We start from the raw sequence: 25,735 nt of genomic DNA on the forward strand, positions 1-25,735 counted from the left end.
TTAATATGTTTAAAAAAGTAATCGTAGCAGAAGATTTTGATAGTATCAATTTGGGTATCACACAGGCATTACAAGATTTGAATATTGTACATTATGAGCATTCTAAATATTGTGATGATGCACTCTTAAAAATAAGAAAAGCCATAAATGATAATGAACCTTATGATTTACTTATTAGCGATTTGTCATTTAAAAAAGATCATAGAGAGGTAAAGATAGAAAAGGGAGATCAACTTATTGAGCAAGTTCGTTTACTAGTACCAGACCTAAAAATTATAGCCTATTCTGTAGAAGACAAATCATATCGCATTAGATCCTTGTTCGAAAATTCAAAAATAAATGCTTTTGTCCTTAAAGGCAGAAATAGTATTGAAGAACTAAAAAAAGCAATTACGATTCTTTCTAGTTCAGACCAGAATTTTATATCGCCCGAAATGTCCCATGTTTTGAGAGAACAAGATGTTTATGAAATAGACGATATCGACATCTTAATTATGAAACGCCTGTCGGAAGGTACTCCTCAAGATGGTATTGGTACCGAGTTTAAAGCTCTGGGAATTACTCCTAGCAGTAAAAGCACGCTCGAAAAAAGAATTTCAAAATTAAAAGATTTCTTCAAAGCCAATAATACTACGCACTTAGTTTCTATAGCCAAAGATATGGGCGTGATTTAATATCTGAATAAACTCTCATTACTATTTTAATTGATTTATCTTCTTTCGAATAAACCGATTCGCCAAACCACTTCTCTACTACAATTCTAATTTTCGAATTTAGAAATTGTAACTTCTCTACGCTGTACCATAATGGTGATTGTGTTTGTTGCAATCATTGATGGTAGTAGTACTGCTTGATAAAATTTTCGATAAATACATCTGGCATTTTTGATCACGGTTCCCCTCCTACTTTATTAATCAGTAGGAATAATTCTAAACCTCCTAGATCCTCTGACCTAATTTCTAGTAGAGATGTGGCTGTAATAAATACGATACAGCTATTTATATCACTACAAATCTAGTTTTCCTCTACCAATTACACCTTTCATTGTCTTATTTAATGTTTGTGTAAATCATTTAATTTCAATAACATAACTACTTAAAAAGTTCGATCGATAGATGCTTTTTATTTAAAAATGAGTCCATAAATTATAATTCTATAAATCAATCCTCAAATTATATAACAAACTACTATCACAACAGTTGCAACTTTGTACTGCATCAAAACAAAATCTAAAGTAGTGTCAAAAATGCTTTAAAATTCAGAGATGTAAAATAATAAGTTAGACAATCAAGCTTGTAAGGAGCTCCTAAATAAAACACTATGAAAACTTTATCTATCAACACAAGTGATATTACAAAAATATTCGAAGATATCAGATTACAACTAGGTGGAAAACTAGAAGTATCATCTAAAGAATATAAATTGCAAATAGATAATGAAATCGCAACTGGATACGTTTCGGGAATTTCTGTCGAAAATGCGATTTCCTACATGGAGTTTGACATTGTCTTTCATGAGAATGTTTCTCTTTTATACCGATTGTTTCAATCTGGTTGTATTCACTTTGGATATTGTTCGAAAGGAAAACTTACTCAAAACTCAGAAGGGAATACTACTAAAAATATTTTAGGACAGTTTCAAACTGGGATATACTCCAATTCTGCCAATAAAAGTACTTTCTTAAGTTTCGAAAAAAAGGAACATGTAAAAGTTTCTATAGTGACAGTAGATGTACTTTCTGTTACAGATAATGAACTTAGATCACAGTTAACTAGTACTTTTTTGACTGAAAGAGCGGGTTCTGAATTTTCATATGTGGGTTCTTTGAATTTAAAGATTTTTGAAAAAATTCAACACCTTAATTCTATTAAGCAACAAGGATTGGTAAGAAGCTTGCTTACTAATAGTACAATCTATTTGATTTTGGCACTGGAAATTGAGCAACACAAATTTGATTTAAAAAATTCTGAAAACAATGCAAGTCAATTGAATCAAATGGAAATGGAATCGGTAAAAGAGATTTCAGATTTTGTGAGAAACAATCCAGAGATTCAATACAGCCTTAAATATTTAAGTAAAAAATCAGGATTATCACCTTTAAAATTACAAGAAGGTTTTAAAATCCTCCACAATAGAACGGTTACCGATTTTATTAGAAACGTAAGAGTCGAAGCTGCTGAAAATTTAATTCGCAATTCGGAACTTAATATTTCTGAAATCGTTTACACCATCGGACTTACTAGTAGAAGTTATTTTTCGAAAATATTTAAGGCCAAATATAACTGCTGCCCTAAACATTATCAAAATAACCTAGCAATGTCTATGTAAATAGAAAGAATACCCTTTTTTATTATGGGTGTGAGTGATGCACTTTGTTTGAAAATAATGACACAGAAGATGAGAAATAATAAACTAGCAATCGTAGGTTCGGGCCCTACTTCAATTTACTTATTGAAAAAGATATTCGATAATATTTCTCATTTAAGAAATGAAATTACGCATATTACAATTTTCGAAAAAAGTAGCACCGCAGGTATGGGAATGCCTTACCACCCAGAAACCACAGATAAATACAATTTATCCAACATTACATCTGACGAGATTCCAGAACTGCCTCAAAGTTTTGGTGATTGGCTTCGTTTACAAGACGATACTGTCATGGAAGAATGTAATATCGATAACTTACCTATAGATAACACGGCTATATACAGCAGACTAGCGCTGGGAAGATACTTTCACGAGCAATACAATACACTTGTAAGAGAGCTGAGAAAAGAAGGTATAATAGTAACCGAATTAACAAACCACGAAGTAACTGATATCATTTCTCTAAAAGGAGAAAAGAAAGTTACTATAGAAACAAACAATAGTAAGGCTGAACAATACAGTAGAGTAGTAATTGCTACTGGACATAGTTGGAAAGAAAAGGATCAACCTAAAAAAGGGTATTATGCTTCTCCTTGGCCTATACAAAAATTGATTGCAAACGACAAACGATACAATTGCAGAATCGGAATTTTAGGAGCTTCTTTGAGCGCATTTGATGTTGTAACGTCTTTGGCACACCGTCATGGAAAATTTGTAAAAAAAGAAAAAGGTTTGCTTTTTATTCCGAATGAGGATTGTATGGATTTTAAAATCATACTGCATTCTTCGCAAGGTTGGTTACCCAATTTGCAATATGAGCAAGAAAAATCTATTCGTGAAATATACAGACATACTACTAGAGACGCAATTTTGAAACTAGTAGACAACAAAGGTTTCTTAAATATTCATGTGTACTTTAATGAAGTTTGTCGCCCTGCATTGATTGAAGCTTTTAAGAAAGATGAAAATCCTGATTTGATAAAATTATTGGAGGATCCTTCTATTCATTTTGAAGATTTTATAAGCTTGATGACACAAAGAAGAGAATACATTGATTCTTTTCTAGGCATGCAACGTGAAATGGAACTTGCAGAAAAAGCAATAGAGAATAATAAACCAACACATTGGATGGAGACCTTGGATGATTTAATCTACTGTCTTAATTTTCATGTAGAATTACTACCCGCAGAGGATCATCTATATTTTAAAAAAGTAATTAGACCTTTTTTGATGAATGTAATTGCTGCGATGCCACTCTGCTCTGCCTCTATATTGTTAGCAATGTACGATGCTGATTGCATTGATCTAGTTACAGGAAGAGTAAAAGTATTGGATGGTTACGCAGATGACAATAAAACATTGATAGAAATTGATGCTAAAGACGAAACAGATACCATTTCGGCCTTTGATACTTTTATCAACTGCAGTGGTCAAAACAGTTTACAATTCGAAGATTATCCTTTTCCTTCTATGATCAATCTTGGTGCGGTAAGAAAAGCACGTGCCCGATTTAAGAAGCGAACTTCGTTTGCAGAAATGCAAGAACTTGTAGAGGATGATAAGGTTTTCTTTGACAACAATCAGGCTTTTTTATATACCGATGGAATTGACATTGATGCCGCATACAGAGTCATTCGTCATGACGGATCAATTGAACCGAAAATTCATGATGTAACCTTTACACATACAACGGGTGCTAGACCTTACTCATATGGTTTGCAAGCATGTAATGCCACCAGTACCATTTTGGTAGATTCTTGGATTGAGCTAGGGAAAAGTAAAGATAAAACTAGTATTGAAGCCATTACTCAATTGTATGAAAGCGATGAAGATTTATAAAAATTCGATTCGGTCTATTTAAAAGTTTGACATATTTAATAACTCTACTACTATAATAATAAAGTATTTCAATATTGAAATACTTCTCAAAATACATTGTAACAATTAATTAAAAACTAAAATTACAACATTATGGCTAATAACAAAACCAATAAATCGGAATCAAAAAAAGTTGAAGATTTAAAAGCTTCTCAAAAAGATTTTAATGACACAACCATGACCACCAATCAAGGTTTAAAAGTAAATGACACTAATAATTCTTTAAAATCTGGAGAAAGAGGTTCTACGCTACTAGAAGATTTTTTATTACGTGAAAAAATTACAAGCTTTGATCATGAACGTATACCAGAACGTATCGTACATGCTAGAGGAAGTGCCGCACATGGTTATTTTGAATTATACGACAGTATAGCTCAATATACCAAAGCTGGAATCTTTAACGACGTAAGTCGTAAAACACCTGTATTTGTAAGGTTTTCTACTGTAGCAGGTTCAAAAGGCTCTCCTGATTTAGCACGTGACGTACGCGGATTTGCTGTGAAATTTTATACTGAAGAAGGTACTTGGGATTTGGTTGGTAACAATATGCCTATCTTCTTTATCCAAGACGCTATGAAATTTCCAGATTTAATCCACTCTGTAAAACCAGAACCAAATAAAGAAATCCCGCAAGCTGCATCAGCCCACGATACTTTTTATGACTTTGTCTCACATGCTACAGAAACGCTTCACAATCACATCTGGGTGATGAGTGATAGAGCTATTCCTCGTAGTTTTAGAATGATGGAAGGGTTTGGAATTCATACTTTTCGATTCATCAATGACAAAAACGAATCGCACTTTGTCCGATTCCACTGGAAACCAAAATTAGGAGTACACTCTCTTACATGGGACGAAGCTGTTAAGATTAACGGTGCCGATTCTGACTTTCACAGACGTGATCTATGGGACGCAATCGAAGCCGGACAATTTCCAGAATGGGAATTAGGAGTTCAAATAATTCCTCAAGAAGATGAGTTTAAATTTGAATTTGATTTACTAGATCCTACCAAATTAATTCCAGAGGAAATGGTTCCTGTGCAAATCATTGGAAAAATGACTTTGAACAAAAATCCAGAAAATTTCTTTGCAGAGACAGAGCAAGTTGCCTTTTTACCTGGTCACGTAGTTCCCGGAATTGATTTTACAAACGACCCATTATTACAAGGACGTTTATTTTCTTACCGTGATACACAATTGTCTAGACTAGGAGGCCCTAACTTCCATCAAATTCCAATCAACCGCCCAATTGTTCCAACACACAACAACCAGCGAGACGGAATGATGCAAACAGAAATCCCTACAGGGCAAACTGCTTATTTCCCTAATAGTTTGACTGGTGGTTGCCCACATTTGGCAAAAATGGCCGAAGGTGGTTTCCATTCTTACGAAGAGCGAATTGATGCTAAAAAAGTGAGAGGTCGTAGTGAAAGTTTTAATGACCACTTCTCTCAACCTGCACTTTTTTATAGAAGTTTGGCAAAATGGGAACAAGAACATGTTGCTGATGCATATACATTCGAATTAGGAAAATGCAATCAAAAGCACATCAAAGAACGCATGTTATGGCTTATCGCCGAAATTGATACTGACTTGGCAAATAAAGTTGCCGAAGGATTAGGATTAGCTATTCCGGAAACCATTGAGCAACCTGTAAACCAAGCTATTGGTGCAGATGAAGAAGTGAGCAAACACCAACCGCCAAAGAAGAAAAATTATCTAGACGCTGCTCCTACGCTTAGCCAAGCCAACACAAAATTTGACAGTATTGCAACTCGACAAGTAGCTGTTTTGGTAGCAAATGGTTTCTCAATGAAGAATTTCAAGAAAATGAGTGATGCATTGGAGAAAGAAGGCGCTATGGTAAAATTAATTGCACCACATGGAGGTACAATTACATGTGATGAAAATATGGAACATCCAGTAGATGCAGCGATCATGACTACAGAAAGCGTTTTATTTGATTCGGTTTATATTCCTGGAGGTAAAGCTGCAGTTGACAAATTGATGAAAGAAGCAAAATTTGTAAAATTCATCAATGAAACTTTAAAGCATTGTAAAGCCATTGCTGCTGATGCCGAAGGTGAAGATTTAATTGATAAAACATTTGTCAAAGATTTCAAAAAAGACAAAGCTGTTTTAATTAATCAGGAACCAAGCAAGTTTATAGACGCAATGAAACAACACCGTAATTGGGACAGAAGTGATCTAGTAAAAGAGATCCCGGCATAATGATAATAGAAGTGCAATCTAGTTTATAAAGTCTGAGTATTTTATAAACTAGTGCATTTCAATTCAGCTTCTCTTTTAAGAATTTTCAATTCAAATTAGTATTTACGGCTATAGTAATTCAACTAAAGAAAATGGATTTACATCAAGTTTTTCTTTTAAAATTTCAGAAGCTAATAACTGAATTATTAAAGACAGATGAAGTACACAGCAAAAGCAATTTCGAAATTGCAAAATCTATTGGAAAGAACATACGAAGCTGAAAAAGGTTTTAAAAGTGCCTCAGAAAATACTGCCAATGTTTTTCTTGCAAAATATTTTGAACGCAAATCGATAGAGAGGTGCAATTTTGGTGAAGAGCTAAACAAGGAGATGAAATTATTTGACATCGAATTGGGAAAAGTTTTGGAACTTGAAGTTGCCATTCACAGAGCCTGGTTGGATATGAAAGAACTTTTTGAACTCCAAGATGGAGCGGAAATGCTTGAAAAAGTATTGCAAGCAGAAAAAGCTGCCATCGAAGAGTATAAAGAAATTCTTCACGAAGCATCTTTACCCTTTGTAACTCATACTATTTTGCTAAAACAAAAAGAGGCAATAGAAACTGATTTACGCACAATTAAAAGTTTGGATGATTTGAAATAAATGGTTATATCTAGAATTTCTTTAAATCATTCTACCCAGTTTGAAAAGAGTTTTAATAAAACTGAATTTTTATTCTTTTGCGTTAAAACCATTATTAATAGTGTTAAAGTATACTTCATAATTAACATAAATTTGAAGTATAACAAAGTGTTAAAGCACAAATAGAGAATTATAATTATTTATTAACTTAAAATATGAAATTATGTTAAGATGGACAGTTACATTTATTATCCTAGCTATTATAGCAGGAGTATTAGGATTCGGAGGAGTAGCAGCTGGCGCAGCTAGTATTGCAAAAGTATTATTCTTCATCTTTTTAGTGCTACTGGTTATTTCTTTGTTTACAGGAAGAAAAAAAATCTAGACTAAAAATTACAAAAGCATACAATCAGTTTAATTATAAACCGTTAAATACAGAAATCCCTTTTTGTTATTTAACGGTTTTAATGTACTTATTATTAGGTAGTTTTAATACCTAAACGAAATTATTAGCAACGATTTATTTATGTAGTTTTATATTAATTTTTAAAGTAATAGTATTATGTCAGTACCTGTCATTCGTAAAAATTTACATTTCAAACCAGACTCTAGTAGAGTTGTAGCACGATTTTTTAATAATGGCGATGCAAGAACTCTTAATTTGGTTCATAGAATAATGGAATTGAGCGAAGAGGAGGTAAAAAAAGAATTGGATTGTATTCACGTTCAATTTGTTCACAGACACCGTAATATTTCAGATATATTTATAAAACATGCTGACAATTATAAAAACCTTTTTCAAAACAACGGCATCAATTATAATGATTTTTCTTTAAATCGAAAATTACTCATTGGCTCTTATAGCACTATGGAATATTCTGTAGAATCGGCCGCTTTGTTTAACCCCTGTATGATTGAAGATTTTGATCAATCGTTTTTAGAAGAGGGAGAAAAAAGAGTTATCATTTCGTTTCGCGCTACGGGCGAAGGTCATTTATCATCGATCGTTTTTAGAAGAGGAATTCTAGATGCATCAAATAATCTAAAGATGATTCCTGTTCATAAACATATCGATCTGCCAACAATCAAAAAGAAGAAAGAATACGATAAAAGTAGGTTTATTGAGAAAATGAAGGAAATGAAAATACCAGAGGAGATATTTGGCCCTTTCATGGATTCCTTACCCGATCGTTTTGAGTATTATAATTTTAAGGAAGCAGTTAGAAAAGTACAATCACCTGACCTAGACGAGCACACTTCTATCTTGTTAAAAGAAATGACTTGGCTTGTAGATTCTTATTATGATATTGAATTTCCAGTAGATTCAAAAATTTCTGGGAGAGCAATATTCCCCATTTCATCCTCTGAAAGCAAAGGTATTGAGGATGCACGATTTGTTCGATTTACAGATGATGATGGTAGCGAGAAAATATACGCCACTTATACCGCATATGACGGATTCACCATCTTACCAAAATTGTTAACTACAGATGATTTTAGGAACTTTAGGATTATGCCCATGCATGGTAATGGCGCACAAAATAAAAATTTCGCTCTTTTTCCTCGTAAAATAAAAGGAAAATACGCAATGCTGGCAAGAGTTGATGGAGTTAATAATTATTTATTTTACTCCGATAGAATTACACTTTGGAACGATCCTATCAAAATTCAAGAACCAAAATACCCTTGGGAATTCACTCATATAGGTAATTGTGGTTCCCCTCTCTACACAGAGGAAGGTTGGCTCGTTATCACACATGGCGTTGGTGCAATGCGACGCTATTGCATAGGAGCTTCTTTACTGGATTTAGAAGACCCAACTATTGAAATAGGACGTTTAAAGGAACCCCTTTTATCACCACTAGAAGAAGAAAGAGAAGGTTACGTACCTAATGTGGTGTACTCTTGCGGAAGCATTATACACAACAACCAACTAATTTTACCTTACGCAATATCTGATTATGCCTCATCTTACGCTACTATAAATATGGACGACCTATTAAAGGCTTTAAAAGCTGATGATTAGTCAATTGCTATTCCATTTTATGAAATCCAGATAAATTTGAAAGTTATTTGCACTATCTTTAAATCATAATAAACAATACGCATCCCTCCCATTCGACCGAAGCATTTACTATTTTCTTACAGTTAGTTTTATTTTCGATAAGAGTAAAAAGTGATTGTATTTAGTCTAATATTTGATTAGGAAAACACCATTAAAATAATTGCTTGAACAGCTTAGCAGAAAGATTGATTATCAGCACTTTTCAATATCTTGACATGTGTCGAAACAAATTTACTGAGCATATATTTGTAATCGATACCTTTTGATAAAGATGCAATAGATTGAAAAAATAGCAATGAAAAATTTTTAGAAGGAAGTCAATAAATCCATTATTTGTCCGTACTATTTCCTATTTAAATACCGATCAAGAACACCCAATAAATTAGAAACCAACAACCCAGAAATCATGAATATTATACACCCAAAAAAAACAAGTCAAATTTTTACGATTTTATTAGTCCTGCTTACTGGAGGATTAATTCTTTCAGAAATGCTAGCCTACTTCTCAGGTGTACTTGGCGCGATTACGCTTTATGTACTTATGAAAGGTGCAATGGCAAAATTAGTAAACAAAGGATGGAAGTCGCATTGGGCAGCAGGGTTCCTGATGTTTTTATCATTTATCTCAATATTAGTTCCGATTGCTGGAGCCGTATTAATGTTGGGAAATAAAATAGGACAAGCTGCTAAAAATTCTGAAAAAGTAGTGACAGCTGTCAAAACACAAATGAAAAGTTGGGAAAACACCTTAGGTTTTAATATTACCGATCAAGTTGATACCGGATCAATTTCTTCAGGAATTACAAACGGTGTCACAAATGTATTAGGAAGTACTTTTAGCACTTTTATTGCAATCTCAATCATGTACTTTCTTCTTTACTACATGCTTGTCAATCGTAAAGAATTGCGTGAAGCATTCTTAGATTATATTCCAATGAGTAGAGAGAATATCAAAATATTAGGTTGTCAAATGCATGAGAAAGTGCGTTCTAATGCTTTGGGAATTCCGCTAGTCGCAATCGCACAAGGTGTCGTTTCCTTAATTGGTTTTCTGATTTTTGGAGTTGAAAGTCCATTTTTTTGGGCGGTTGTTGTAACTATTGGTTCGATGATCCCTTTTATTGGTAATCTACTCGGAACATTACCTGTGTTTATATTAGCCATTTCAAATGGAGACAGTTTTCAAGCATGGGGCGTTTTATTATATGGAACACTAGTTGTAGGTTCTACAGACAACCTTATTCGACTGTATGTGCTACAAAAACTAGATGATGTACACCCTTTAATCACTTTGATTGGTGTTATCATTGGTATACCGATATTTGGATTCATGGGATTGGTTTTTGGTCCCTTATTGATTAGTTTATTTTTAACCATAGTAGAAATTTACAAGAAGGAATACGGCAAAGACCAGGTGCATATTATTGAAGATAGTACCACATTTAAAAATTAACAAAAAAGGGCTCTTGAGCAGTCATTGAAATTCAAATAAATTTATATCATGGAATGGGAAATCATTTTAATGTTTTTGGTAATCGCCGTTACAATTGGCCTTTTTATCTTTGAGGTATTCTCTATAGATAAAATTGCCTTTTTAATCATTGTAACTCTTATATTACTAGGCCTAGTGACACCAGAAGAAGGTGTTAGTGGTTTCTCTAATAGTGCTACCATTGCGGTGCTTGCATTAATGATACTCGCCATCGCCATGGAAGAAAATGGCGTTATCCACTGGTTAACGTCCGGCATGGGTAAGGTAAAATCAATGCCGCTCACCATTATAGCACCAATATTTATGTTTGTAACTGCCAGTATATCGGCATTTATAAGTACAACAGCGGTGGTAATTGTATTTATAAAAATAGTTAATCAGTTATCTGAAAAATATAAAATTCCACAGTCCAAATTATTATTACCAATCTCATTTGCAGGTATTATAGGTGGATCGTGTACGCTAATGGGAACCTCAACAAATTTAATTGTAAATTCTGTTGCAAAAAGCCAAGGCGAAGCTAGAATTGGATTTTTTGAATTTTCACTTTTAGGACTTATTTTCCTTAGTGTTACTATCATTTATCTTACTATTACTTTACGTTGGTTACCATGGGACAAACAGCAAACATTGAGTAAAGGATACAATATTGACAACTATCTTACTAAGGTTAGAATCAATCCTGAATCACAGATTGTTGGTAAAAAAATCCAAGACAGTTTTTTATTCGAAAATCCTGATCTTACCTTATTGCAGTTGACTCGAAATAATAACATACAAAAATCTCCGGGAAAATACATCACACTTAAGGAAGGTGATGAATTACTGTTACTCTGCAATATTGAAAGCTTAACTTACATCAAAGCTGCGGAGAACTTAAAAATCTACGAAGAAAACAATTTAGATTCCAAGGAGTTGAACGAAGAAGCATTTATAGAAGCTAATATTACTGAAGTCGAAGAAGTTGACGAACGTGTTTTTGTTGAACTTCTAATGTTGCCTGGAGCATCGCTTTTAGGCGAGTCTTTAGGAAGTTTGCGCACCTTTATGACGCAAGACGTTATTCCGTTAGCGATTAAGAAAAGAAAGACAGTTCGCAACTTAAAAGGAAGACTGTCGACTAATACTTCTAATCGACTTCAATTGGAAGTAGGTGATCAACTGCTTGTAGAAATCTCGAAAGAAAAAATAGGATCGCTGCATTCTATAGAAAATGTCGTTATACTCAACGAATTTGACAAAGTAAACATTCAGTCTAACTTTAAAAAGTACTTTTCGCTCGGAGTATTAATTATGGTAATTGTACTGTCGGCAACAGGATTGCTATCCATAATGGTGAGTGCATTAACAGGTGTCAGCTTGTTGTTGCTTACAAATAATTTGGATTTAAAAAGCGTTTACAAAAAAGTCAATTGGCAAATTTTCTTTTTATTGGCAGGTATGATTCCGCTAGGATTTGCAATGCACAACACACATGCTGACCAATGGATTTCTGAAAATTTACTAGCCATATTAAAGGGGCAACCTAACTTTATAATCATTGGTGTATTGTTTTTAGTAACCATGCTTTTAAGTGGTGTAGTAAGTAATAATGCTACGGCAATTATTATGACACCTATTGCCATAGCTGTCGCACACGGAATGAGTTTGGATGCGAAACCTTTTATATTATCAATTATGTTTGCGGCCAATTTCAGTTTCTTTACTCCTATGGGTTACCAAACAAATACTCTTATTTATGGAATTGGAAATTACCGATTCAAGCACTTTTTATACATTGGTGGAGTACTGAGTTTTATTTTATGGATCTTGGCTACATTTTTACTAACAAGAATGTTATAAATTCTAAAATGAATTCTTTATCTAAAAAATAAGATGAATGGTTTAAAAAATTATGCAGTCCAAAATACAATCGCGTTAAAATTGAAATCGACTGTGTCAAGAGCGTTGTATATTTTTTTGCAACTTTGATAGACTAGTATTAACCTTAAAATTTAGAAAAGATGATTGATGAATATTCAAAACACGAAAAAGATTATATAGAGATTTACCAGGAAAAAGGATTTACAGCAAATTTTCGCTATGCAGATGGTGCTCTTATCAATAGTGAAACTAAAATAGAATACCAACCCTCAGATATTTACATAGTTGCACAGCATCGTTATGAAGGTATGAGTGATCCAGAAGACATGTCTATTCTCTATATTATTAAAACAAACAAAGAAGAGAAAGGAAATCTATTGTTAGGTTATGGTCCATCGGCAGATTTAGAATTAGCAGAATTCTTTAAAGCTATTCCAGAAGAGAATATCTCCAATGATGAAAACATTAATAATATAACTGAAAATGCTCGTAAAGATTTAGAGAGTTAAACAGCCTACTCGTTTAATTATAGCAATAAAATAGAATTTGGTCAAAAAATTTTTAGCAAAGAAAAGCTCTAAATATTTAAATTAATAATGCCTCTATCTACAAAGTAATCTTTGCTGATAAAGGCATTATTGTTTTTTGTTCAAATTCGATTTGATGAATCAGTCTAGTGACTAATAATATAATTAAAATCATTAACTAAACACGCTACTCCCCTATACTACTACCAAAATATTCAGGAAGTAAAATGGTTTCAAAAATCATCTTCAGGTCGTACTAAAGATGATTATATAGCGTATTTAGATAATAACGGTATTCTGTATTATTAGAAAGCAAATCGCGCCAAATAATAACTTACAGTAGATTCTGATCCCTGGTTCAAATTGACATTATAATCTTCTAGACCATCATGACAACCACCCGTACACGGATTATAAATAATTTGCTTCAACTGATTGTTACCTAAAAACCAGCTAAAAGCAATTTCCATTTTATCATCATATCCTTCTTTTGGAAAGACAGTGTCAAATTGTTTTAAGGCCAATATCGTGTAGGCTACATCGATTGGCTGCTCACCACCGAGACGTGTCGATTTTACATCAACCCCTTTCATAAACCATTTTTTATTTGAAATAACTCTAATAGCATCATCATCAAAAATTTTAGTTAATAAAAAATCAAAAGAGTCTTTTGCTATGCGTTGAAATCTTGGTTCTGCAGTTGCTTTCCAAGCGTATAGTAATGCTTCGGGTAAAACGCTATTTGCATACGTTAAGTAAGGTTCAAACCATTTCCATTCATTTTCATAATTAGCATCATATAAATCAACCAATTTATTAGCAGCGTCTTCTATTATATTTACTAAATTTTGACTTTCTAATTTTAAATTAAGAAAATACAATCCTTTAATAGCAAAAGACAATGCTCGTGGCGAATTAAAATGTACAAAATTAGCAGTAAAGTGATGAACTGCCTCTTTGATATTTTGCAGTAATGTAATGTCTAAATCACGTCCTTCTTCCATTACAGAATATGCATATCCCAAAGCCCAAATTCCTCTACCGTTAGAATCCTCTAAATTCACTTCTTCGTTTTGTTTGGTAAACTTCTGGTTTTTATCAACATAATTGAGAAAGAGACCATTGTCACGCTGACATTTTAAAATAAAATTTGCATAGGTTCTAACCAATTTTAAATCGCTAGGATCTTCAGTTGTTTTGTAATAATCACAAGCTGTGATTAGAGCTCTTGCATTGTCATCTAATGTATACCCTGAATCTAGATCAGGTGTATTTATTTTAGAAAACTGAATAATTCCGATATCAGTTGTCATTTCTTTAATATGACTCATATCTACCGGTGGTTTTCTATATCTTAAATTTATTCTTTTTTTAGTTTGTTCAGAAAAAGTAATAGCGTGCAGTAATGCAGCATTCTCCCATGAGGTAGATGCAGATGCGTGCAAGCCCTTCATTTTCATTTCGTACTTCAAATTTTCGTCATTTAATAAATTATTGACATTTGCCGCCAATTTATTAGAGTCACCAAAATCAAATAACAAACCATTACCTTGACTTAAAACCTCGCGCGCGTGAGGAATGGGAGTCGAAATGATAGGGCAACCACAACTTACAGCATAAGAGAACGTTCCGCTCACTGCTTGATTAGGGTCTTTTGAAGTAAAGATGTAGCAGTCTGATAATTGCAAGTATTCTAATAATTCTGGTAGCGGAACAAATTTATTTACAAATCGAACTTGATTTTCAATATTCAATTCCTTTACTTTCTGTTGTAATGAATTCATGTAGGCATCGCCCTCTTGATTGTAAAGAGTAGGATGTGTTTTACCAACAATTAAAAATAAGATATCAGGATGAACCTTGACAATTTCAGGCAATGCATCCAATGTTGTTTCAATGCTTTTTCCTGGTCCTAAAAATCCAAAAGTAGAAATTACTTTTCGATCTTGAACTTCATATTTCTTTTTTAAAATTGACTTTTCTTGGTGTTTAACCAAATGTGTCCCGTGTGAAATAACTTTTACTTTATCTGGCTGAACTCCATAAGTATGAATTAACAATTCATAAGATGAGTTTGTCATCACCGTAATTGTTGTTGCTAATGAAGCCAGTTCTTTAACATGTGCTTCTAAATCTTTATTTGGGTTTGGTAAAACAGTATGAAAAGCAATGATTATGGGCTTGGTTATCGTTTTCAAAAATCTGACAAAAGCTTCTTGATTGTTTACAAATAATCCAAACTCATGCTGAATCATCACAATTTCCATCTCATTGTCAGCATTTATTTCATTGGCAACAGCTTCAAATGATGCGACACTACTCGTATTAAGTCTTATATAGACCTCATCTCCTTTGTAAATATGCTTTTCGTTGTCTGATTCTAGCGCACAAATTTTGACATCAAAGCAACGTTCAAATTTTTTATCGAGTGCCTTCTTTAGATCATAAGTATAAGTTGCTATTCCGCATTCCCTAGGTGGATAAGTTGCCACCATTAAAATTTTTGGCAAGCTCAATTTCTTAATACCATCTATATTGAATCTCTTCTTCAATTGTGGTTCTCTACTTTTTACAGCCGTAGTAGCGATCGTGGTTTTACTATTTTCATTGTGTTTCATAACTTTCAAAATTTCATTTGACAATAACTTTTGGTCTCTAATAGCTATAATGAAATAGTCAATCACTGCTACATTTCATTAATTTAGGACCACTAAATTACGTACGAAATAAGAGTAGTATTAACCTTAAAGAAATTTTTGTTAATCCAATCCAACTTGTTCTATAATCTTAAATAATTACTTGCCCAAATATTTATAAAATTCTACTTAAAACATTGTATAAAAGGTAGTTAACATGTAATTAAAAAAATCCTATTAGATGTTTTTATCATCCAATTCATTTTCTTCAGTGTTTGTCTCAGCTAGCGGGTGATCCTGCATCTCTAATCCCACAATCTCGATCATAATTACAATGGTATTGTATAGCATTAACACCACTACAATAAGCCCCGATGTTATAATTCCCGAAATTGCGAGCGATGCATAGTATATAAAATTGAACCAATTGGTAGGAACTGCATCGGTTTCTGTGATAGGAAGATTAAGCAATAAAAAAGAGACCACTGAGGCGATAAAAACTGCAGTGTCCAATTTTGCTATCTGTAAGACATTTAGATAATGATCCTTTTTCAATTTTGATTTTGAATCAGAACTAATACTTAATACAGTTAATAGTAATGCCAAGATCGTAGCCGAAGCTAGTGCAATCGTATTGCATAAGGTGTTTACACCAGACAACGATTTTTCGATCAAAACTTTCGCCTCATAGCCGCTTATCTTACCCAAAAGTAAGCTTCCTAGCAAAATAATTATTAGTGAGATAATACCACCCGTTACGGCTCTTCGGGTATAGTTTATTGTTTTCATTGAAACACATTTTAAAATGAATCGGTTATTTTATTTTGTCATTTATATCAAATCTGAATCTTTTAGCGGTTCAGAATTTAATAAGCATCCTCTACTTTTTTTCGCCATCTCCTGTAAGTGTACTTACGACACCACTCTTCACATTTATCCATAAGTAGTTGAAGAATGATTTCGTAGGATCTCTTTCAGCTTCTATCTCGCCAAAACGGAAATCTTTGACATTTTCATCTTCAGAATCTTTTTTGATAAAAACATTTCCAATGGCCGTTAATAATTTATTGACCTTCGAACTATCTTTTCTAAGAATTTCAAATTTAAAATCATCATACTTCATCTTCATCTCCCCTTTTGAAACTGTATTATTACCACTGAATGTAAAATACATTTGTTGTAAAGTACCTTCTGTTTGCACATTTAGGTTGGGTTTAAAAAAAGGATTTAACTCGGCTGCCGGTAAGCGAAGTATGGAACCAGTAACAAACATAGCGTCCGATTTATTATTGACATCGAAGCTCCAATTCAATTCTAGAGGTGCTTTTCCCATGAAGCTCGAGTTAACTTTAATCTCTGTCTTTTTACTTTCTTTCAAATTTGATAAGTGATCAAGCGTTGCATTCACATTCTTAAAAAAAAGTTTTCCAGCTTCTTTGTCTGCTTCTATAAGCTCTGCATAAGAGATATAGGCATTGTTTATTTTAGTTTGTTTTATGTCTAAATCAAAGTTTAGATTTCGTAACGACTTACTGTACAATGATTTTATCGTCTCATCATCTGGTAACATCTTGTCTCGATAAATTTCAAGATTAGGATCTTCTATCCTAAGTGAATCTGACCCTACAGACAGGCGATTATTACCGAGCTGAATAGCGATTTTTTCGAGATTAATTTTCGGTATATTTAATTTTATATAGTCACGTTCCTTACTTAGTTGCTTCGAAAGTTCTTTTTTACTAAATCTAGGGATTATCTGAAAATTTGTAATTACAGCATTATTATCTTCAATGTTCAAACTATCCACTTGAAACGTTTCATAATCGCTACCGCTGGAGAATATTTTTTGGGCTGTTACACTTACATCTGCTAAGTCAAACGGTAATTTGTTCATGGATTTTAGATCAATTGTAGCATCAGAAATTTCTAAATCATAATTTGCGATGGATACTTTGATTGAATCCTTTTTATCCTGCATGATAATTAAATTTCCCTCTGTAATGGTAAAATCATCAATAGTAATAAATTGCATACTTTTACTTTTACTCGATGAATCTTTCTCCTTCACAATTTTCAAATAAGGATAATAGTTAATTTTCGGTTTAAGCAAATTCAAGTCACCCAAAGACAGCTTATTATTAACAAGCAAATTCCAATAGCCAACACCTTTTATTTCTAAAATTTCTAAATCAAGAGTAGTGTGATTTGCTTCTGCATCTTCACTTTTCATTTTAATAGATGCATTATGCAAACTAATATTTCCTCGTAAAACATTCACATCCAAATCAGAATAGGCAACAGATAGTGTAGGTGGTATTTTATTTGCTAGAGCATCCTCAATATATTTCTTAGCCCACCACTGTGCTATAAAAAACCCAGAAATTAAAACAATACCAACTATCAAAATTATTTTATTGTTTCTCTTCTTTAAAAATTCCATATGCTTTAGTTTTTTATATTTTATTTTAGTGATGTCTTCAAAATCAATGATTAATGGTCGAATGATTACTACCTGATCACAATGAAAAACACGCTGTATATTAACGAAGTAAAGAGGAATGCAGTCATTCCTCTTTATTATATTTTAATCGATTTTTCAATCCGATTAGTTCGCTTTCTTACCTTCAGTAATTTCTTCGATGATTTTGGCAACAAAGGCTGGCAAATCTTTAGGATTTCTACTTGTAATTAGACCATTGTCTGTAATCACTTCCTTGTCTTCCCAGTGTGCCCCAGCATTAATTACATCTTGTTTGATACTGTTATAAGATGTCACTGTTCTATTTTCGATAATTCCAGCGCTAATAAGCAACCAAGGTGCGTGACATATAGCAGCAACTGGAATCTCCTGATTATAGAAATCTCTAATAAAGTCAAGAGCTTCTTCAGTAACTCTTAATAAATCTGGATTGATTACACCACCTGGTAATACCAAAGCGTCATAATCGGCAACATTTGCATTCTTAACCAATTTATCTACCGCAATTGATTCTCCCCAATCGTCAACATCCCAACTTTTAATATCACCTTCCTTAATAGATATGATATGAACTTCAGCTCCTTCTTTTTTAAGTCCATTTAATGGTTCAAATAATTCCGACTTTTCAAAACCATCAGTTGCTAGGATTGCTATTTTTTTATTCTCTAATTTCATAATAATTGTTTTTATGATTAACTGTTTTATTCTGTTCATAAAGGTAAAAATACTTAATGGGAATAAGGTGCTTTATCCAATTTTTGATTAGCTTAAAAAATTACATTCATTTGTAACGTAAACATTATCATTATTCTACAAATTGTAATACCATTAATGAAGGAAAAAATTGTGAAAATGTGAATTGTATAAAGTATCAAAAATATTTTGTAATTATTAAACTCGCTTTAGTCTGTTACTTTGTAATATCAATAATTGAGATATAAAAAAGGGATTAAAATTTACTGTTACAATTAAACAATAAAAACGTTCCTACTTTAAAATCTAAAAAAAACTTTTAATAAATAAAAACAAACAAGATGAAAACAGGTAACAAGATTATTAGCGTATTAGGTGGAGTTATTATAGGAACTGCATTAGGAATTTTATTTGCTCCAGACAAAGGAAAAAATACAAGAAAAAAGATTGCAGATAAAGGAAACGATGTTAAAAATGATGCAATGAGTAGTATCAATGATGTATTGGGTAATCTTTCTGAAAAGTGTAACACTTTAATCGAAAAAGGAGAAACTCTAGTACAAAATGGTATTGAAACAGCAAGAAGAGAATATGATGCTGCAAAAGATCAAGTAAAATAAAAATTCACAAAATAAATAATATGGAAAAACTTGCAACAAACATAGAATTGCTTTTCAAGAAAGCCAAAACTTTTGCAGAAATCAATCTAGAATTGATAAAGCTTAATGCAGTAGATAAAGTTGCAGATGTAATTTCATCATTGCTAGCTAGACTACTAGTTATTATGGTTGTTGCAATGTTTCTACTATTTATAAACATTACTTTGGGATTGTATTTAGGTGAAGTTTTGGGCAAAGATTATTTAGGATTTTTAGCTGTTTCAGGAATTTATTTGGTATTAGCATTATTGTTCCACTTTAGAAGGGATCAGGTAGTAAAAGTGCCATTGACAAATGTAATAATTGCAAAATTATTAAAAACTAAAATTGTTGATACTAACCTTAAAGACAACTAACATGGCTGCTTATAAAGATCAAAATACACAGTTAGACCAAAAAATCGCTAATTTGGAGATTGAGAGAAATATTCAACGTATTGAATTGAAGAATCAGCTTCTAATTACTTATGAAAGTGTGAAACCTCTCAATATTTTGAAGGAAACATTGAGCGAAATTAATCATTCACCAGAAACAAAAGTGAATGTTGCAGAAACTGCTCTAAGTTTAGCTGGTGGCTATTTCTCTAAAAAGTTAATCATGGGAAAATCAAACTCATTCTTCAAAAAAATTCTCGGATATGGTTTACAGTACGGTGTAACAAAATTAATTTCCAAAAAAGTTCATTCTCACTATTAAAATAATATGAAAAAATTCACACTAGTACTGACCCTAATTTTTGCTTTATTTTGTACTGTGAGTACAATTGCGCAAGAAAAAACCAATGATTACACTCGCAACTTTAAATATGGAGTAGGATTAAATACTGGATTACCATTTAATGATCCTTACAAACTCAATATAGGTGCAGATGCTCGCGTACAATACAACGTATCTGAAACGTATTCGATCACTTTTACTACAGGTTACAACAATTTGATAGTCAAAGATGGTAAAGACCTGGGATATATTCCTGTAAAAGTGGGGTATAAAACCTTTATTTTCAGCAATGAATTTTATATCATGGGGGAATTTGGAGGCGCATTTTCTACCACTAAAGAGTACAAAGCAAATTCTGTACTATTTTCTCCAAGTATTGGATACGGCATGAAAAATATCGATGTCAGTTTGAGATACGAATTCTTAAAGGATTTTCCAATCATTAAAGACGGTCAAGACGACAATGGACTAGCACAAATTATGGTACGTGTAGCTTACGGATTTGATTTGTAATCTAAATATTTTTCCTTTCGGTTAGATCGGGGAACCAAAATAATTTTCAATTAAGGAAGTATTAAAATTTATTATTTTAATACTTCCTTTTTTAGCGTTTAGGTAAGACATTAAACTTAAATTATACACAGATAATACCAAATGTCTCTATTTTTACTGATAAATGGCATACGACGCCTATTTTTGAGTTTGATATTACTTGGAAATTTACAGCTGAAATAACTATCTTTTAGTTAGAAATAGTTTTCTAAAGCCTTTTATTGCTACAAAGTGATTAAGAGCTATTATTTATTTTTTCTATATTTGTATTTATATTTACTCTTACTATTAAAACAGTCGGAGGTTACATTTATACCTGATTAATTTTAAATAAGTTATCCACTTATTGACGCTTTCAATCATTTTAAAGAACAGCTTAACTGAACATTAAAATTAAATTTGAAATCTTTGTTAAATTAAGTTGTTATAATTATTACGCTTTAAAATAAAATTGTATTCCAATGATTAACAAAATAATTTGATGGATAGTAAAAAAGACGTGCCTTATTTCCTTAGAAATGGTGGTGAAATGGGTGAACTCATTAGAGCCAAAGATTGGAGTACAACGCCATTGGGAGAACCGCATTTATGGCCTCAAAGTTTACAGGTAATGGTTTCGGTTATGCTTGAAAACCCTTTTGGTATGTATATCGTTTGGGGAAAAGAGTATACGCAATTGTACAATGATGGTTACCGTCCAATACTTGGATCTACTAAGCATCCTCATGCTTTAGGTATTAGCTCAATGGATACTTTCCCCGAGATCTGGGATACTACCGTTGGTCCCATGTTTGAAGATGCAATGAAAGGAAAACCAATTAGCTTTACCGATTTACTGCTTCCTTTAGATAGAAATGGCTATTTAGAAAATTGCTATTTTACGTTCTCTTACAGCGCTATTCGATTAGAAAATGGAGAAATCGGTGGTGTCTTGGTTACCGTAATTGAAACTACGAATAAAAAATTAGCAGAAGATGAATTGCAAGAAAGTAAGAATCAATTAGAGTTTACTATTGAGGCTGCTCAACTAGGAACATTTGATTTTAATCCTATATCGAATAAATTCACGGCTAATAACAGATTAAAGGAATGGTTTGGATTAGCCGCTGATAAGGAACTCGAAATCGCAGATGCTTTAAATGTATTGTCTGACCATGATAAAGACCGCGTTTCTGCTGCCATATTATCTGCATTACAAGATACCTCTGATGGTACTTATGACATAGAGTATCAAATTACAAACCCAATTTCAAAAAATCAAATAATTGTACATGCCAAAGGTAAAACTTGGTTTGACGAAAATAGAGTTGCGTATCGATTAAATGGTACCGTAGAAGATATTACCGAAAGAGTAAAGGCACAACAGATAAATGCACAACGGGAAAAAATTAACCGACAAATGGTTGCTGAAGCTCCTATTGGTATTTGCGTAATTGATGCGGAAACTTTGGTAGCAGAAATTGTCAATGATAATTTTGTTACAGTAGCAGGTAAACCTTATAGCACCATTTTTGGTAATAGATATTGGGATGTTTTTCCTGAGGCAGAGTTAATTTATCGCGAGGCACTTGAAAAGGTAATAGCAACAGGAATCCCTTATTTTGCACACGATGTAAATATGATTTTATTACGTCATGGTAAAGAAGAAAGACTGTACTTATCCTTAGTCTACGCACCTGTGAAGGATGAAGATGGTAAAATTATAAAAGTTGCTATTTGGGTAACTGATAATACTACGAAGGAGGAAGCACGAATAAAAATACTAGAAAGCGAAAACAATTTAAAACTAATGATACTTCAGGCACCTGTAGGAATTGCTATTCTAAGAGGTGAAGATTATAAAGTTGAAATCGTAAATAAATTAGGGCTTGAAATTTGGGGAAGGTCTGAAGAGCAGATTGTAAACAAATCTATATTTAATTCCATGCCCGAGCTCAGGAATCAAGGTATAAAAGAATTACTCGATAATGTTGTAAATACAGGTAATCGCTTTGAGGCTACCGAGCTCCCTCTTACATTACAAAGAAATGACTTCTTAGAGCAGTTATATATTAATTTCTCATACGAACCGCTATACGGTGCAGATGGAAAAGTAAGTGGTATCATGGCAATAGGTTATGATGTTACTCAGCAATTTCTAGCAAGAAAAAAAGTAGAAGAAAATGAGCAAAGCATACGCGCCATTGTAGAAAGCGCTCCCTTCCCAATTGCTGTATATGAAAACCGAGAATTGCGTGTTACCATAGCAAATCAGTCCATGATAGATGCTTGGGGAAAAGGTCCAGACATGATTGGAAAACTATATACCGAAATCAATCCTGAATTTGAAAACCAGCAAATTTTTGAGCAAGTGCTTAAAGTATTTGATACAGGAATTGCATTTCATGCCAAAAATCAGCGAGTTGATTTAGTAATGGACAATCAATTGCAAACTTTTTACTATAATTATAGTTTCACACCCGTTTTAGACCCTTCTGGAAATATTTATGGTGTAATGAATACTGCGGCCGATGTCACCCCTTTGCACGAAGCCAAACAAAAGGTTGAAGAAAGTGAGAAACGTTTTAGAGATTCTGTAGAGCAAGCTCCCTTAGGAATTGCAATATTCAGAGGACCGGATTTTATTGTCGAAATGGCAAATGATAACTACCTACTTCTTGTTGATCGAAAAGAACATGAATTTGTAGGTGTCCGATTATTTGATGCTATACCCGAGGTAATCAATCTGGTACAACCTCTTTTTGATGAAGTAATTCGCTCTGGAGAAGCTTTCTTTTCTCCAGAATTACCAGTTGTTCTAAAACGAAAGGGTGTAATGGACCAATGTTATTTTAACTTAGTGTACCATCCTTTAAAAGAAGAAAATGGGGAAATCTCGGGAATAATGGTTGTAGCAACTGAAGTAACCTCAACAGTTATTGCCAAACATGTCTTAGAAGAAAGCGAAAAACATTTTCGTTCAATGATGATGCAGTCTCCAATACCGATGACCATCTTCCACGGAAAAGATCATATCATTAACTCGGCCAACGCGGCCATGTTTAATAATATCTGGCGTAAAAAAGAATCTGATGTAATTGGTAAAACAGTAATAGATGTATTCCCTGAGTTAAAAGAACAGAAATACCTTGACCTTCTTGACAAAGTATTTACAACTGGAGAAAGACATACTGAATACGAATCTGTTGCCTATGTTTTGGGTGATGATGGTATGAGGGAATTTTACTTGGATTTTGAGTACAAACCATTGCTAGGACCCGATGATGAAATTAGGGGAATAATGGTGACCGCCAACGACATCACTGATAAAGTTGATGCTCGTAAAAAAATTGAAGAAAATGAAGAAAAGCTAAACATAGTAATTGATGCAAGTGAACTAGGAATATGGGAAATAAACTTAGAAACTGAGCAAACAATAACGTCTAAAAGATGTCGTGAAATTTTCGGAATCAACGGCGAGGAAGATATTGCTCACAATGACTTTTTAAAATACATTCATCCTGACGATGTATCAATTAGAAATAATGCATTTAAACAAGCTTTTGAAACGGGTATTCTTCGTTATGAAGTGAGAGTAATATGGGCCGATGGAACAATTCATTGGGTAGAAACCAAAGGAAAAGTATTCTATAATGTTGATAATATACACAACCGAATTTTAGGAACGGTACGCGAAATAACAGAGGAGAAGCAGTTTCAGCAATTATTATTAGAACGTGAAGAGAAATTTAGATTACTTGCAGATTCAATGCCACAATACGTCTGGACATCAGGCCCTGACGGAGTTCTTAATTACTTCAACCAATCTGTTTACGATTTTTCAGGTTTAAGTTTCGAACAAATATCAGAATTGGGTTGGATGGAAATTGTGCATCCAGATGATCGAAAAACAAATATGAAGAAATGGCTTCAGTCTATTAAAACAGGTGAAGATTTCTTATTAGAGCATCGCTTTAGAAAACATGATGGTGAATACAGATGGCAATTAAGTAGAGCTGTTCCCCGCCGAAATGAAAGCGGCGAAATCACTATGTGGGTTGGAACAAGTACCGATATCCAAGACCAAAAAATGTTTACATACGAACTAGAAAAGCAAGTAAGAGAAAGAACTAAAGAGCTTAATGAGAAAAACACCGATCTAGAAAAAATGAACAAAGAGTTACAATCTTTTGCCTATATTTCTAGTCATGATTTACAAGAACCTTTACGTAAAATTCAAACTTTTGCTTCTCTAATAAACGAGAAAGAATATAAAAATTTATCCGATGCAGGAAAAGATAAGTTCAGTAGAATGCAAAAAGCAGCCTACAGAATGCAGACGTTAATTCAAGATTTATTGGCTTATTCTCGTACAAATACACAAGAAAGAATTTTTGAAGAGCACAATCTTAGAAATATAGTAGATGAAGTTAAAAGCGACCTCACTGAAGAGTTGATAAGTAAAAATGCCAGTATTGAGCTAGGAGAAATGATAGATGTTAAAATCATTCCGTTTCAGTTCAGGCAGTTGTTATTTAATCTTTTTAGCAATGCGCTTAAATTTACTATTGAAGATAATGATCCTGTAATCACAATTACAAGTCAAATTGCAAAAGGAGCTGATCTAGATAGCAACAAACTTTTAAATGAAATTACCTACTGTCACATTAGATTTGCAGACAACGGAATCGGATTTGAACAAGAATATAGCGAAAAAATATTTGTGGTTTTTCAACGCCTTCATGGTAAAGAGGAACATAAGGGTACCGGAATTGGCCTCGCAATAGTTAAGAAAATTATTGACAATCACTTTGGAATTATTGAAGCTAGCGGGGAATTAAACAAAGGAGCTATCTTTGATATTTACCTCCCATTTTAAATTTGACTATAATTCTAATATACCCAATTGCATAATAAAAAAAGAGCCTTAAATATACTTTAAGGCTCTTTTGCTATTCAACAAAATAATATTCTT

At 33.0% G+C, this 25,735-nt stretch carries 19 protein-coding genes; 15 read left to right on the forward strand and 4 right to left on the reverse strand.

Annotation, left to right across the window (positions count from 1 at the left end):
• Positions 1–5: 5 nt before the first annotated feature.
• The 10 genes from LXH21_RS01650 to LXH21_RS01695 all read left to right on the forward strand — a co-directional run bounded on the left by LXH21_RS01650 (position 6) and on the right by LXH21_RS01695 (position 13,027).
• Positions 6–674, forward strand: a complete 669-nt coding sequence (locus LXH21_RS01650; RefSeq protein ID WP_239862168.1) for a response regulator — start codon at positions 6–8, stop codon at positions 672–674.
• A gap of 646 nt (positions 675–1,320) precedes the next feature.
• A complete protein-coding gene (locus tag LXH21_RS01655; protein WP_239862169.1) occupies positions 1,321–2,328 on the forward strand; it encodes a helix-turn-helix domain-containing protein in 1,008 nt (335 codons plus the stop codon).
• Between the two features lie 69 nt (positions 2,329–2,397).
• Positions 2,398–4,206: an FAD/NAD(P)-binding protein gene (locus tag LXH21_RS01660; protein ID WP_239862171.1), complete on the forward strand. Its 1,809-nt coding sequence runs from the start codon at positions 2,398–2,400 to the stop codon at positions 4,204–4,206.
• Between the two features lie 132 nt (positions 4,207–4,338).
• Entirely contained in the window at positions 4,339–6,477 is a 2,139-nt protein-coding gene (locus LXH21_RS01665; RefSeq protein WP_239862173.1) for a catalase, read from the forward strand.
• Positions 6,478–6,672: 195 nt separating this feature from the next.
• Positions 6,673–7,119 carry a DUF2383 domain-containing protein gene (locus LXH21_RS01670; protein ID WP_239862175.1) on the forward strand — a complete coding sequence of 149 codons (447 nt, stop codon included), beginning with the start codon at positions 6,673–6,675 and terminating at the stop codon, positions 7,117–7,119.
• A 202-nt stretch (positions 7,120–7,321) separates the two neighbouring features.
• The gene (locus tag LXH21_RS01675) at positions 7,322–7,483 is read left to right on the forward strand and encodes a DUF1328 domain-containing protein (RefSeq protein WP_239862177.1); all 162 of its coding nucleotides are present in this window, start codon (positions 7,322–7,324) and stop codon (positions 7,481–7,483) included.
• Between the two features lie 177 nt (positions 7,484–7,660).
• The gene (locus LXH21_RS01680) at positions 7,661–9,124 is read left to right on the forward strand and encodes a glycoside hydrolase family 130 protein (protein ID WP_239862178.1); all 1,464 of its coding nucleotides are present in this window, start codon (positions 7,661–7,663) and stop codon (positions 9,122–9,124) included.
• 445 nt (positions 9,125–9,569) lie between these two features.
• The gene (locus LXH21_RS01685) at positions 9,570–10,616 is read left to right on the forward strand and encodes an AI-2E family transporter (RefSeq protein ID WP_239862180.1); all 1,047 of its coding nucleotides are present in this window, start codon (positions 9,570–9,572) and stop codon (positions 10,614–10,616) included.
• A 48-nt stretch (positions 10,617–10,664) separates the two neighbouring features.
• Entirely contained in the window at positions 10,665–12,497 is a 1,833-nt protein-coding gene (locus LXH21_RS01690; protein ID WP_239862182.1) for an SLC13 family permease, read from the forward strand.
• A gap of 161 nt (positions 12,498–12,658) precedes the next feature.
• The gene (locus tag LXH21_RS01695) at positions 12,659–13,027 is read left to right on the forward strand and encodes a hypothetical protein (RefSeq protein ID WP_239862186.1); all 369 of its coding nucleotides are present in this window, start codon (positions 12,659–12,661) and stop codon (positions 13,025–13,027) included.
• A gap of 323 nt (positions 13,028–13,350) precedes the next feature.
• On the opposite strand, the gene LXH21_RS01700 is transcribed toward LXH21_RS01695, so the two are convergent.
• From LXH21_RS01700 to LXH21_RS01715, 4 genes are all read right to left on the reverse strand, one after another.
• Positions 13,351–15,663 carry a glycosyltransferase gene (locus LXH21_RS01700; RefSeq protein ID WP_239862188.1) on the reverse strand — a complete coding sequence of 771 codons (2,313 nt, stop codon included), beginning with the start codon at positions 15,661–15,663 and terminating at the stop codon, positions 13,351–13,353.
• Positions 15,664–15,918: 255 nt separating this feature from the next.
• On the reverse strand, positions 15,919–16,470 hold the full coding sequence (locus tag LXH21_RS01705) for a hypothetical protein (protein WP_239862190.1): 552 nt from the start codon (positions 16,468–16,470) through the stop codon (positions 15,919–15,921).
• Between the two features lie 91 nt (positions 16,471–16,561).
• Positions 16,562–18,121 carry a DUF748 domain-containing protein gene (locus LXH21_RS01710; protein WP_239862193.1) on the reverse strand — a complete coding sequence of 520 codons (1,560 nt, stop codon included), beginning with the start codon at positions 18,119–18,121 and terminating at the stop codon, positions 16,562–16,564.
• 165 nt (positions 18,122–18,286) lie between these two features.
• The gene (locus tag LXH21_RS01715) at positions 18,287–18,835 is read right to left on the reverse strand and encodes a type 1 glutamine amidotransferase domain-containing protein (protein ID WP_239862195.1); all 549 of its coding nucleotides are present in this window, start codon (positions 18,833–18,835) and stop codon (positions 18,287–18,289) included.
• A 359-nt stretch (positions 18,836–19,194) separates the two neighbouring features.
• Here LXH21_RS01715 and LXH21_RS01720 point away from each other — a divergent pair, with 359 nt between their 5' ends.
• From LXH21_RS01720 to LXH21_RS01740, 5 genes are all read left to right on the forward strand, one after another.
• The gene (locus LXH21_RS01720; RefSeq protein ID WP_239862197.1) at positions 19,195–19,473 is read left to right on the forward strand and encodes a YtxH domain-containing protein; all 279 of its coding nucleotides are present in this window, start codon (positions 19,195–19,197) and stop codon (positions 19,471–19,473) included.
• A 20-nt stretch (positions 19,474–19,493) separates the two neighbouring features.
• Positions 19,494–19,868 (forward strand): hypothetical protein, encoded by a 375-nt coding sequence (locus LXH21_RS01725; RefSeq protein WP_239862199.1) that lies wholly within the window; start codon positions 19,494–19,496, stop codon positions 19,866–19,868.
• A 1-nt stretch (position 19,869) separates the two neighbouring features.
• Positions 19,870–20,208 (forward strand): hypothetical protein, encoded by a 339-nt coding sequence (locus LXH21_RS01730; RefSeq protein WP_239862201.1) that lies wholly within the window; start codon positions 19,870–19,872, stop codon positions 20,206–20,208.
• A 6-nt stretch (positions 20,209–20,214) separates the two neighbouring features.
• Positions 20,215–20,742, forward strand: coding sequence for a hypothetical protein (locus LXH21_RS01735; RefSeq protein WP_239862203.1), 528 nt, complete (start codon positions 20,215–20,217; stop codon positions 20,740–20,742).
• Between the two features lie 520 nt (positions 20,743–21,262).
• On the forward strand, positions 21,263–25,639 hold the full coding sequence (locus LXH21_RS01740; protein ID WP_239862205.1) for a PAS domain-containing protein: 4,377 nt from the start codon (positions 21,263–21,265) through the stop codon (positions 25,637–25,639).
• The last annotated feature ends 96 nt before the right edge of the window (positions 25,640–25,735 follow it).

Source organism: Flavobacterium algicola (assembly GCF_022399565.1).
Lineage (GTDB): Bacteria > Bacteroidota > Bacteroidia > Flavobacteriales > Flavobacteriaceae > Flavobacterium > Flavobacterium algicola.

What these genes read in the sequence shown, in the direction of transcription:
- LXH21_RS01650 (WP_239862168.1), top strand. Translation starts at nt 6, where the DNA reads ATGTTTAAAAAAGTAATCGTAGCAGAAGATTTTGATAGTATCAATTTG.
- LXH21_RS01655 (WP_239862169.1), top strand. Translation starts at nt 1,321, where the DNA reads ATGAAAACTTTATCTATCAACACAAGTGATATTACAAAAATATTCGAA.
- LXH21_RS01660 (WP_239862171.1), top strand. Translation starts at nt 2,398, where the DNA reads ATGAGAAATAATAAACTAGCAATCGTAGGTTCGGGCCCTACTTCAATT.
- LXH21_RS01665 (WP_239862173.1), top strand. Translation starts at nt 4,339, where the DNA reads ATGGCTAATAACAAAACCAATAAATCGGAATCAAAAAAAGTTGAAGAT.
- LXH21_RS01670 (WP_239862175.1), top strand. Translation starts at nt 6,673, where the DNA reads ATGAAGTACACAGCAAAAGCAATTTCGAAATTGCAAAATCTATTGGAA.
- LXH21_RS01675 (WP_239862177.1), top strand. Translation starts at nt 7,322, where the DNA reads ATGTTAAGATGGACAGTTACATTTATTATCCTAGCTATTATAGCAGGA.
- LXH21_RS01680 (WP_239862178.1), top strand. Translation starts at nt 7,661, where the DNA reads ATGTCAGTACCTGTCATTCGTAAAAATTTACATTTCAAACCAGACTCT.
- LXH21_RS01685 (WP_239862180.1), top strand. Translation starts at nt 9,570, where the DNA reads ATGAATATTATACACCCAAAAAAAACAAGTCAAATTTTTACGATTTTA.
- LXH21_RS01690 (WP_239862182.1), top strand. Translation starts at nt 10,665, where the DNA reads ATGGAATGGGAAATCATTTTAATGTTTTTGGTAATCGCCGTTACAATT.
- LXH21_RS01695 (WP_239862186.1), top strand. Translation starts at nt 12,659, where the DNA reads ATGATTGATGAATATTCAAAACACGAAAAAGATTATATAGAGATTTAC.
- LXH21_RS01700 (WP_239862188.1), bottom strand. Translation starts at nt 15,663, where the DNA reads ATGAAACACAATGAAAATAGTAAAACCACGATCGCTACTACGGCTGTA.
- LXH21_RS01705 (WP_239862190.1), bottom strand. Translation starts at nt 16,470, where the DNA reads ATGAAAACAATAAACTATACCCGAAGAGCCGTAACGGGTGGTATTATC.
- LXH21_RS01710 (WP_239862193.1), bottom strand. Translation starts at nt 18,121, where the DNA reads ATGGAATTTTTAAAGAAGAGAAACAATAAAATAATTTTGATAGTTGGT.
- LXH21_RS01715 (WP_239862195.1), bottom strand. Translation starts at nt 18,835, where the DNA reads ATGAAATTAGAGAATAAAAAAATAGCAATCCTAGCAACTGATGGTTTT.
- LXH21_RS01720 (WP_239862197.1), top strand. Translation starts at nt 19,195, where the DNA reads ATGAAAACAGGTAACAAGATTATTAGCGTATTAGGTGGAGTTATTATA.
- LXH21_RS01725 (WP_239862199.1), top strand. Translation starts at nt 19,494, where the DNA reads ATGGAAAAACTTGCAACAAACATAGAATTGCTTTTCAAGAAAGCCAAA.
- LXH21_RS01730 (WP_239862201.1), top strand. Translation starts at nt 19,870, where the DNA reads ATGGCTGCTTATAAAGATCAAAATACACAGTTAGACCAAAAAATCGCT.
- LXH21_RS01735 (WP_239862203.1), top strand. Translation starts at nt 20,215, where the DNA reads ATGAAAAAATTCACACTAGTACTGACCCTAATTTTTGCTTTATTTTGT.
- LXH21_RS01740 (WP_239862205.1), top strand. Translation starts at nt 21,263, where the DNA reads ATGGATAGTAAAAAAGACGTGCCTTATTTCCTTAGAAATGGTGGTGAA.